This window comes from uncultured Brevundimonas sp. (assembly GCF_937870815.1).
GTDB lineage: Bacteria > Pseudomonadota > Alphaproteobacteria > Caulobacterales > Caulobacteraceae > Brevundimonas.
The window spans coordinates 1-10,293 of record NZ_CALMZS010000126.1; the positions used below are offsets into that span (position 1 = coordinate 1).

Sequence of the window (10,293 nt, forward strand, 5' to 3'; positions counted from 1 at the left end):
CTGGACCCGGCGCGACGCCCCCTCGTCCGACAGGCTCAGGCCGTCGATGTGGAAGCCCCGGCGCTCGACGAGGCCGATCAGGCGCTGCAGCGAGCCGTCGGCCCGGTCGATCTGGATATGGAGGGTGTCGGTCATCACATTTCGCCTTCGAATTTCATGTCGCCGTGCATCATCTCGGCGTTGTTCCGGCCCGGCGGCACCAGCGGCCAGACATTCTCCTTCGGGTCGATCAGCACATGCGCGAGGCAGGGGCCGGGCGCGGCCAGCAGGCGGGCGATCCCGGCGGAGACCTCCTCGCGCCGACTAATTCGGAAGGCCTCGACGCCGAAGGCCTCGGCCACCGCGACGAAGTCGGGATTGTCCGACAGATCGACCTCGGAATAGTTCCGGTCGAAGAACAGCTCCTGCCACTGGCGCACCAGCCCGAGCGAGGCGTTGTCCAGCAGCACGATCTTCAGCGCGACGCCGTAGCGCCGCAGGGTCGCCAGCTCCTGGATGTTCATCATGAAACTGCCGTCGCCCGAGACGGTGACGACGTGGGCGTCGGGCACGGCCAGCTTGGCCCCCAGGCCGGCGGGCAGGCCATAGCCCATGGCCCCCAGCCCACCCGAGGTCAGATGCGCCTCGGGACGGGAGAAGGCGCAATGCTGGGCCACCCACATCTGGTGCTGGCCGACGTCGCAGGCCGCCACGAACCGGTCGCCCGCCGCGCGAGACAGCTCATTCAGCAGGGCGGGCGCATAGACGCCCTCGCCCGGCGCGTCATAGCGGAAGGCGTGGCGCCGGGCGTTCGAGGCGCAGCGGATCACCCAGGGATCGATGGCCAGGAGACCCGGGTTCAGCGTCTCGATCCCGGCCTTCAGATCTCCGACGACGGCGACATGGGCGGTCCTCAGCTTGCCGATCTCGGCCGGGTCGACGTCGAAATGGACGACCTTGGCATGGGGTGCGAACTCGGCCAGCCTGCCCGTCGCCCGGTCGTCGAACCGGGCCCCGAAGACGATCAGCAGATCGGCTTCCTGCACCGCCTCATTGGCCGCCCGCGTGCCGTGCATGCCCAACATGCCCAGGAAACCGGGCGCATCCGTGGGCATCGACCCCAGGCCGTTCAGCGTCGACAGGCTGGGGATGCCGGTGCGCTCGGCGAAGGCGCGCAAGGCCTCGACCGCGCCCGCGATCTTCACCCCGCCGCCGATATAGATCAGCGGGCGTTCGGCGGCCCGGATCATGGCTTCGGCGGCGGCGATGGCGGTGCGGTCCAGTTCCGTCGTCTCGTTCGGATAGTGAAAGCCGAAGTCGTCCGACGTCATGCCGACCTGAACATCCTTCGGCAGGTCGATCAGCACCGGCCCGGGCCGGCCCGAGCGCGCGACATGAAACGCCTCCTCGACCACAGCGGGAATTTCGGCGGGGTCGCGCACGATCCAGCTGTGCTTCACGATGGGCAGGGTGACGCCCAGGATGTCGATTTCCTGAAAGGCGTCGGTGCCCATCAGCGGCGTGGCCACATTGCCGGTGATGCAGACCAGCGGCACGGAATCCATCATGGCGTTGGCGATGCCGGTGACCAGATTGGTCGCACCCGGCCCCGAGGTGGCCATGCAGACCCCGACCTTGCCCGAGGCCCGCGCATAGGCGTCCGCCGCGAAGGCCGCGCCCTGTTCGTGCCGCACCAGGATATGCTGCAGCTTCGATCCGGTCAGGGCGTCATAGACCGGCATGATGGCCCCGCCCGGATAGCCGAACAACACCTCGACCCCCAGCCGTTCCAGGGTCGAGACCAGCAACCGCGCGCCGCTCCGGGGAGCGATCGCGGGGGTTTTCATCAGGGCGGGCGCGGCGGCGCTCATCATCTTTACTCGGTCAACTTTCCGGTCAGGCGGCTTCGGCGGTCTTGGGGGCGTGCAGCCAGGCCATCCGCTCGCGCAGGCCCGCGCCGACCACCTCGATGGGATGATCGCCGTCGGCCTTGACCAGGGCGTCATAGGCCTCCTTGCCCGCCTCGTTCTCGGCGATCCATTCGCGGGCGAACTGACCGGACTGGATCTCGGCCAGCACCTCCTTCATCCGCGCCCGGGTCTCGCCGTTGATCACGCGCGGGCCGCTGACGACCGAGCCCCATTTGGCGGTCTCGGAGATGAATTCGTTCATCTTGGAGACGCCGCCCTCGTAGAACAGGTCCACGATCAGCTTCAGCTCGTGCATGCATTCGAAATAGGCGATCTCGGGCTGGTAGCCGGCCTCGACCAGGGTGGTGAAGCCGCCCATGACCAGTTCCTTGGCCCCGCCGCACAGCACCGCCTGTTCACCGAACAGATCGGTCTCGGTCTCTTCCTTGAAGGTGGTCTCCAGCAGGCCGCCGGTCGCCCCGCCGATGCCCCTGGCATAGCCCATGGCCCGGTCGCGCGCCTTGCCGGTGGCGTCCCGCTCGATGGCGAACAGGGCCGGCACGCCGCGGCCGCGCGCAAATTCGCGCCGCACCAGATCGCCGGGCCCCTTGGGCGCCACCAGGATGACGTCCATGTCCTTTCGCGGAACGACCCGACCGTACAGGATCGAGAAGCCGTGGGCGAACAGCAGGGCCGCGCCCTTCCTGGCGTTGGGCTCGATGACCGTCTTGTAGATCTCGGCCTGGGCCATGTCGGGGGTCAGGACGGCGATGATGTCGGCGCCCCGGACCGCGTCGCCGGGCTCGGCCGTCGGCACGCCGTCGGCGGTGGCGTTCGTCCATCCCTTGCCGCCGTGACGGACCCCGGCGACCACGTCGTGACCCGAGTCCTTCAGGTTCCGGGCATGGGCGCGGCCCTGCGAGCCATAGCCGACGACGGCGATGCGCAGGCCGGCGATGACGCCGGGACGGATATCGTCATTGGTGTAGATCTGCATGTCAGGCGTCCTCATGAGCTGCGATGTCGGCGGGAACCCGGGTCGCCCGGATTTGGGCCGGCGGGGGGTTGGGAATGGTGACCGCGCCCTGGGCCGCCGAGGCGACCGAGGCGGCGTATTTGGCGAAGACGCCGTGCGCCGGGCGGGCGACGTTGGGGGCGAAGCCCGCCCGGCGTTCCTCCAGATCGACATCGATGTCGATCCGGCGGTTGGTGACGTCGATGACGATGCGGTCGCCGTCGCGGATCAGGGCGATCGGCCCGCCTGCCGCCGCTTCGGGCGACACATGGCCGGCGACGAAGCCGTAGGAGGCGCCCGAGAACCGGCCGTCGGTGATCAGGGCGACATCGTGGACGCCGCGCCCCTTCAGGGCGGCGGTGACCTGCAGCATCTCGCGCATGCCGGGGCCGCCGCGCGGCCCTTCGTAGCGGATGACGATGACGTCGCCCTCGCCGACCGCGCCGTCCTGGACGGCGTGGAAGGCGTCTTCCTCGGAATCGAACACGCAGGCCGGACCTTCGAAGCGGTCGACCCTGTGGCCGGTCAGCTTGATGACCGCGCCCTCGGGGGCGACATCGCCGTAGATCACGGCATAGCTGCCCCGCGGGCTGACCGGCGCGGACACGGTCGCGACCACCTGCTGCCGCGGCGCTTCTTCCGCCTCGGCCGCCTCGGCGAACAGGCCGCGGCCCGAGACCGTCGGGGCGTCGGCGATCTTGCCGGCCTCGGCCAGCCGCCGGGTCACCAGCCGCGTGCCGCCGGCCGCGAACAGATGGCTGGCCAGGAACCGGCCGCCGGGCTTCAGGTCGCAGATGACCGGCGTCGCCTCGCAGGCCGCGTTGCAGTCCTCGACCCCGAAATCGACCCCGGCCTCGGCGGCGATGGCGGTCAGGTGCAGGACGGCGTTGGTCGAGCCGCCCGAGGCCGACACCGCCGCCGCCGCGTTCCACAGGCTGGCCCGGGTGATGTATTTGCGCGCGTTGTCGCCGGCCAGGACCCGCTCGACCACCAGCCGGCCGCAGCGTTCGCCCTCGGCCGCCTTGGCCGGATCGACGGCCGGCACGTCGTTGGCGCCCATGGGCGACAGGCCCATGACCGTCAGGGCCATGGCCATGGTGTTGGCGGTGAACTGGCCGCCGCAGGCCCCGGCGCCGGGACAGGCCGCGCTCTCGACCGCCTTCAGCCCGGCGGCGTCCATGGTCCCGGCTCCGTGGGCTCCGATGGCCTCGAACACGTCCTGGACCGAGATCTCCGCGGCCCCGATCCGGCCCGGCATGATCGTGCCGCCGTAATAGACCAGGCCCGGAATATCCATCCGCGCCAGGGCCATGGCCGCCGCCGGTATGGTCTTGTCGCAGCCGACGATGCAGACGACGCCGTCCAGCTGATGGCCTTCGACCGCCAGTTCGATCGAGTCGGCGATCACTTCCCTGGAGATCAGCGAGGCCTTCATTCCCGGCGTGCCCATGGAGATGCCGTCGGTCACGACGATGGTGTTGAAGTCGACGGGAAAGCCGCCGGCGCAGACGATCCCGGCGCGGACGTCCCTGGCCAGCCTGTCCAGATGCATGTTGCACGGCGTGACCGACGACCAGGTGTTGACCACCGCGATCATCGGCTTGCCGAAGTCGGCGTCCTGCATCCCGGCGGCGCGCAGGTAGCTGCGCGCGGCGGCGCGGCTGGGGCCGTCGGTGATCGCCGCGCTGCGGCGACCGGCGGGAGATGTGAAGGGGTGGTGGGTCATGATTGTCCGGAAGGCCGGACCGCACGCAACAAAAACCCCGCTTCCTTTCGGGAGCGGGGTGATGCGGGCGATCCTGAGTTGGAGAGTGGGTTCAGGTCGCGTGCAGCCACGCCGCTCCGGGGAGCAGAATAAGCACCACAAGGAGGAGAATGGACGCAGCGAACATCCGATCCGACGCGCGAACGACCGCGCCTGCAACATCGGCGGCGGCGGCGGAACGGGCGGGAGCGAAGCGATACGACACGTTGGTGCTCAAAAAAACGATTCGGGGTAAAGACAATGCGTGGGCGCGGCTCAGCCGTGCCATATGGACAAGAAACATGCTTCCGGAAGAAATGCAACCCTTATGCTGCGATGCAGTGCAATATCATCCACGATGCCGCGCCTTGGAGTTTTCATGACTTCGTCCATGCCTTCAGAGTCCATTCGGCGGCCCGCCGACGCGGGCGCGATGCTGACCGGCGCGCGGCGTGTCGTCGTCAAGATCGGGTCGGCGCTGGTGGTGGACCGGTCCGGCGTGGCCACGGCGCGGCTGGCGAGCATCGGGGCCGACATCGCCGGACTGCGCGGCCGCGGCGTCGAGGTCATCGTCGTGTCGTCAGGCGCCGTCGCCCTGGGCCGCGGCCGCCTCGGGCTGACGCGACGGGCCGGTCTGGATCAGAAGCAGGCCGCCGCGGCGGTGGGTCAACCATGGTTGATGCAGGCCTGGGAAACGGCCCTGTCGCCCCACGACCTGATCCCGGCCCAGGTGCTGCTGACCCGCGAGGACACCGAACGCCGGCGCCGATGGCTGAACGCGCGCGCCACGATGGAGGCGCTGCTGAAGCTGGGAGCCGTCCCCGTGGTCAACGAGAACGACACCGTCGCGACCGAGGAGATCCGCTATGGAGACAATGATCGCCTCGCGGCGCGAACCGCGCAGCTCGCGCGGGCCGATCTGCTCATCCTGCTGTCCGATGTGGACGGGCTCTACGAGTCCGATCCCGATAGCGATCCCGATGCCCGGCACATCCCCCTCGTGGAGGACCTCGGGCCGCGGGTCATGGCGATGGCGGGCGGGGCCAACGTCGGCGCCGGCGTGGGGACGGGCGGCATGCGGACCAAGCTTCTCGCCGCCGACATCGCCCGGTCCGCGGGATGCGCGACGGTGATCGCGTCCGGCGGCGGATTCCATCCGCTGGCGGCCATAGAAGCGGGCGCGCGCGCGACCCTGATCACCGCCCCCTCCTCGCCGCCGGCGGCCTACAAGGCCTGGATCGCCGGCAGCGTGGAGCCGGCCGGCAGCCTGACCATCGACGACGGAGCCCTGGCGGCGCTGGCGTCGGGCGGCAGCCTGCTGCCCTCCGGCATTCGCGCCGTGAGCGGCGATTTCGACAAGGGCGACAGCATTCTGTTGATGACCGCCGCCGGCCTCCGCGCGGGCGTCGGCCTCGCCGCCTATTCCGCCCGCGAGATGGGGCTTATCAGCGGCCGAAAAACCGGCGAGGTGGCGGCGCTGCTGGGCTATCAGGGGCCGCGGGCGGCGGTGCACCGCGACGACCTCGTACTGCAGGCCGGACGATGACAGCCATCGAATCCCTGATGACGGCCATGGGCGACAAGGCGCTCGCAGCCGCCCGGGTGCTGGGAACGATCGGGCCCGACGCCCGAACCCGCGCGCTCCTGGCCGCGGCGGACGCGCTGGCGGCTCGATCCGGCCTGATTCTGGAAGCAAACGCCGTCGATGTCGCCCGCGCCCGCGAACGGGGCCTCGAGCCCGCGATGATCGACCGTCTGTCGCTGGGCGACCAGAGCGTCCCGGCGATGGCGACGGCGATCGCCGATGTCGCCGCCCTGCCCGACCCGGTGGGCCGGGCACTGGCCCGCTGGACCCGCCCCAACGGTCTGGACATAGCGCGGGTCTCAACCCCGATCGGCGTCATCGCGATCATCTATGAAAGCCGCCCGAACGTCACCGCCGACGCCGCGGCCCTGTGCCTGCGCTCGGGCAATGCCGCGATCCTGCGTTGCGGCTCCGACTGCCTGACGACGTCGCTGGCCATTCACGCCGCCTTCGTCGAGGGGCTGGCGTCGGCCGGTCTGCCGGCGGACGCGGTCCAGCTGGTGCCGACGCCGGACCGGGCCGCCGTCGGCGCCCTGCTCCGGGGACTGGACGGCGCCGTGCAGCTGCTGGTGCCGCGCGGGGGCAAGAGCCTGGTGGCCCGGGTTCAGGCCGAGGCGCGGGCGCCGGTGCTGGGACATCTGGAAGGCGTCTGCCACACCTACCTCCATGCCGACGCGGACCTCGACATGGCGGTGACCGTCGCCGTGAACGGCAAGATGAGGCGGGTCTCGATCTGCAGCGCGACGGAGACCCTGCTGGTGGACGCCGGCGCGGCGGACCGTCTTCTGCCCCCCGTCGCCGCGGCCCTGAGCGCCGCCGGCTGCACGCTTCGGGGCGACCCGGCCGCCCGGGCCATCGTGCCCGGCGTCGAGGCGGCCGACGAGGCGGACTGGGGCGCCGAATATCTGGCTCCGATCCTGGCGGTGCGGATCGTGGAGGGACTGTCCGGCGCGATCGATCACATCCGCAAATACGGCTCGGGCCATACCGAGACGATCGTGACCGAAAACGACCGGGCGGCCGAGGCCTTCCTCGACGCCGTCGACAGCGCCGTGGTCATGTGGAACGCCTCGACCCAGTTCTCGGACGGCGGCGAGTTCGGTTTCGGGGCCGAGATCGGCATCTCGACCTCGCGCCTGCACGCCCGCGGTCCGGTCGGCGCCGAACAGCTGACCAGCTACAAATATGTCGTTCGAGGCGGCGGCCAGACGCGCGGCTGAGCCTGGAGCCTGATCGGTTGAGGCGGAATCGCTTCGCGATTCCGCCGATGCCGTGAATCAGGCTCCAGTCTAATGCTGGAGCGAAGATCCGGGTTTGGACGCGATCGCGTCCAAACCGATTTCGCCCTGGCTCCCGCCCGGCTACCTCCCCCGCCTCCGACCGGCCGGAAAAAAGCCCGACGCGAGCGCCGGGCTGATGAGGTTCGGTGATGGTGGGCGTCCTCGAACAGGAAGACATCCCCTCGTTCGACTGAATTGGTAAACGGCCCGTAAACTGTATTCAGGGGCCGGCCGGCTGGGGCAGCCAGGTGGTCTGGGCCGCCCCGCCCGGACCCGACCAGCGGATGCGCCAGCCGCTCTCCAGCCGTTCCACGGACAGCGCCGGCGAGCCGGCGGCGTCTCCCGGCCAGCGGAACTCGCGGCCCGCCACCCGGATCTGGTCGGATCCCTCGCGCGGCGGCAGGATCACGCTCCAGCGGCCCTGGGAATCGGGCGCGACCTGCACCGTCTCGACGCCGCTCCGCACCTCGACCGCGGCCGTGCCGGCGACGACCCGGCCCGAGGCCACGCGCATCCGCCCGTCGCTGTCGATCGCCCCCAGGGCCGGCGCCGCATCCAGACGGCGGGTCGGGCCGCCGGGACGGAGAACCGCGATCGGCCCCTGCCCGGCCGCGAGGATCAGCAACTGGTCCGGCGACGGGGCGGCCTCCTGGCCGTTTCGGGTCTCCGGGCGCAACAGCAGATGCCCGGCCCCGGGCGGAATGCGGATCTCGAAGCGGCCGCGCGGGTCGGCCGTGGCCGCGAACGCCGCGCCGTCGTCGCCGCGCAGGACGACCCGGGCTTCCGGGCCGGCGAGGCCGGACACCACCAGGGCCGCCCCGGCCCGTTCGACCCGGTCGATGACCGGCGGACGGGCCCATTCTCGGCCGGCCTGCTCGCCGGCCCCGGCCCGCTCGGGCGGGTTCGGGGAACAGCCCGGGCCGGCGGCGGCGAGCGCCGCCGCGGCCATCGACAACATCGCCCGTTTCATACTGCCTCGTCGACCGTTAGGAGTGTCGCCCCAGATAGCCCGGCCCCGGCCCCGCTGTCTTTCACTGTCTTGCAGAGGCCCCATGTCGTCACCCCTCCGCATCCAGCCGTTCGACGGCAAGTCGGTCTGCCTGTTCTGCGGGTCTTCCGAGACCGTGCAGCCGGCCTATCTGGACGCCGCCCGCGCCTTCGGGACGGCGACGGCGCAGGCCGGCTGGCGGCTGGTCTACGGCGGCGGCGGCGTCGGGCTGATGGGGGCCTCGGCGCGCGCGGCCCACGCGGCCGGCGGCCGGGTGCTGGGCGTCATGCCCGGCTTCCTGCGCAGCCGCGAGCGGCTGTTCGACGAGGTCGAGACCCTGGTGGTGGCCTCGATGCACGAGCGCAAGACCATCATGTACGACCAGTCCGACGCCTTCGTGGTCGCCCCGGGCGGCGTCGGCACCCTCGAGGAAGCCATCGAGGTGCTGTCGTGGAAACGCCTCGACCTTCACGCCAAGCCGGTGATCTTCCTGAACCTGGACGGCTTCTGGGACGCGCTGCTGGCCGTGATGGAGCACAGCATCGAGGCCGGGATGACCCCGGCCTCGTTCCGGCAGGCGTGGATCGTGCGCCATACGGTGGCCGAAGCGATCGAGGCGGTCCGGGCCTCGGACGAGATGCCTCACTTGCAACATGATCGACGATAAGTAATCACTGGTCGGTCAATCCAGGCGCGGCCGGCGCCGGCCGCTGACGTCGACGGGCGGATCCACGCCCCATCTTCGGAGACCTCCCCATGCGTGTCCTGTTCATCGCCGCGACCCTGCTCGCCGCCGCCCCGGCCCTCGCCGGCGCGCCGGCCTCCAACGCGGTGCTCGCCGACGCCTCAAGGGCGCCCGCCGGCCGCACCATCATCGACGGCGCCGCCTGGAGCTGCGAAGGCGCGACCTGCACCGCCACCGGCGGCGCCAACCAGCCGGCCGCGCGCGCCTGCCGGCGGGTGGCGGCCCGTTTCGGCCCCGTGACCGCCTTCACCTACAAGGGCGTCGAACTGTCGGCCGACCAGCTGGCGACCTGCAACGCCTGACCGCCGCGCCGGCCGCGACCCGCGGAGGGGCCGTCGTCCCGGGGCGGCGGCCCTGTCGCCGTGCGTGGCCGGCCGGTCAGGCGGTTTCGCCCGAGAGCCGCTTGACGATCCGCTCACGGCCGATCAGGGGGACCAGGCTGGCCATGTCGGGCCCGTGGGTCTGGCCGGTCAGGATGTGGCGCAGCGGCATGAACAGGGCCTTGCCCCTGGCCCCGGTGCGCTCCTTGACGGCGTCGGTCCAGACCGACCAGGCGTCGTCGCCGATCATGGCCGGCAGCGCCTCGAGGGCCGCGGCGGCGAAGGCCGGGTCGTCGATCACGGGCGTGACCGGACCTCGGATGATTCGTTCCAGATCAATGATGTCGGTGAATTTCTGCAGGTTCGGCCGGAGGATGTTCCAGACCGTTTCGCCCATGTCCGCGCCCAGCGCCGCCAGCCGCGGCCGGGCCGTCGCATAGTCCATGACGTGCAGGGCCTGGGCGTTCAGGCGGTCGAGGTCGGCGGTGTCGTAGCGCGCCGGCGAGCGGCCCATCTTCGAGAAGGCGAAGCCCTCGCCCAGCGCCTCGACCGAGTCCGCGACCTCGAGCGGATCGGAGGTGCCGATGCGGCCCAGATGGCTGGTGATGGCGATCGGCTCATAGCCCTGGTCGCGCATCTCGGCGATCGACAGCGAGCCCAGCCGCTTGGACAGGGCCTGGCCGTCGGCCCCGACCAGCAGGGGCATGTGGGCGAAGACGGGAACGGG

9 protein-coding genes and 1 pseudogene are annotated in these 10,293 nt (G+C 70.9%); 4 read left to right on the forward strand and 6 right to left on the reverse strand.

Going from position 1 to position 10,293, the window contains the following annotated elements:
- The 4 genes from Q0588_RS08180 to Q0588_RS08195 all read right to left on the reverse strand — a co-directional run.
- Positions 1-135, reverse strand: a 135-nt coding sequence (locus Q0588_RS08180; protein WP_298745447.1) for an ACT domain-containing protein, incomplete at its 3' end; no start/stop codon positions are given.
- Positions 135-1,850 carry an acetolactate synthase 2 catalytic subunit gene (gene ilvG, locus Q0588_RS08185; RefSeq protein ID WP_366872768.1) on the reverse strand — a complete coding sequence of 572 codons (1,716 nt, stop codon included), beginning with the start codon at positions 1,848-1,850 and terminating at the stop codon, positions 135-137. The genes Q0588_RS08180 and ilvG, both read right to left, overlap by 1 nt.
- A gap of 25 nt (positions 1,851-1,875) precedes the next feature.
- Positions 1,876-2,886 (reverse strand): ketol-acid reductoisomerase, encoded by a 1,011-nt coding sequence (ilvC, locus tag Q0588_RS08190; protein WP_298745438.1) that lies wholly within the window; start codon positions 2,884-2,886, stop codon positions 1,876-1,878.
- A gap of 1 nt (position 2,887) precedes the next feature.
- Positions 2,888-4,630: a dihydroxy-acid dehydratase gene (locus Q0588_RS08195; protein WP_298745439.1), complete on the reverse strand. Its 1,743-nt coding sequence runs from the start codon at positions 4,628-4,630 to the stop codon at positions 2,888-2,890.
- A gap of 451 nt (positions 4,631-5,081) precedes the next feature.
- On the opposite strand from Q0588_RS08195, the gene proB reads away from it, so the two are divergent.
- A complete protein-coding gene (gene proB, locus Q0588_RS08200) occupies positions 5,082-6,194 on the forward strand; it encodes a glutamate 5-kinase (protein WP_298745450.1) in 1,113 nt (370 codons plus the stop codon).
- Complete coding sequence (locus tag Q0588_RS08205; protein WP_298745441.1) at positions 6,191-7,453, forward strand: glutamate-5-semialdehyde dehydrogenase; 1,263 nt, start codon at positions 6,191-6,193, stop codon at positions 7,451-7,453. The genes proB and Q0588_RS08205 overlap by 4 nt, the downstream gene beginning before the upstream one ends.
- Before the next feature lie 280 nt (positions 7,454-7,733).
- Here the strand turns inward: Q0588_RS08205 and Q0588_RS08210 are convergent, their stop codons facing one another.
- Entirely contained in the window at positions 7,734-8,483 is a 750-nt protein-coding gene (locus Q0588_RS08210; protein WP_298745442.1) for a hypothetical protein, read from the reverse strand.
- A gap of 82 nt (positions 8,484-8,565) precedes the next feature.
- Between Q0588_RS08210 and Q0588_RS08215 the strand changes: the two genes are divergently transcribed.
- A complete protein-coding gene (locus tag Q0588_RS08215; RefSeq protein WP_298745443.1) occupies positions 8,566-9,168 on the forward strand; it encodes a TIGR00730 family Rossman fold protein in 603 nt (200 codons plus the stop codon).
- A gap of 89 nt (positions 9,169-9,257) precedes the next feature.
- Positions 9,258-9,548, forward strand: a complete 291-nt coding sequence (locus Q0588_RS08220) for a hypothetical protein (protein WP_298745445.1) — start codon at positions 9,258-9,260, stop codon at positions 9,546-9,548.
- A gap of 76 nt (positions 9,549-9,624) precedes the next feature.
- Here the strand turns inward: Q0588_RS08220 and Q0588_RS08225 are convergent.
- Positions 9,625-10,293: pseudogene (locus Q0588_RS08225) on the reverse strand (glutamate--tRNA ligase); the annotation flags it as partial.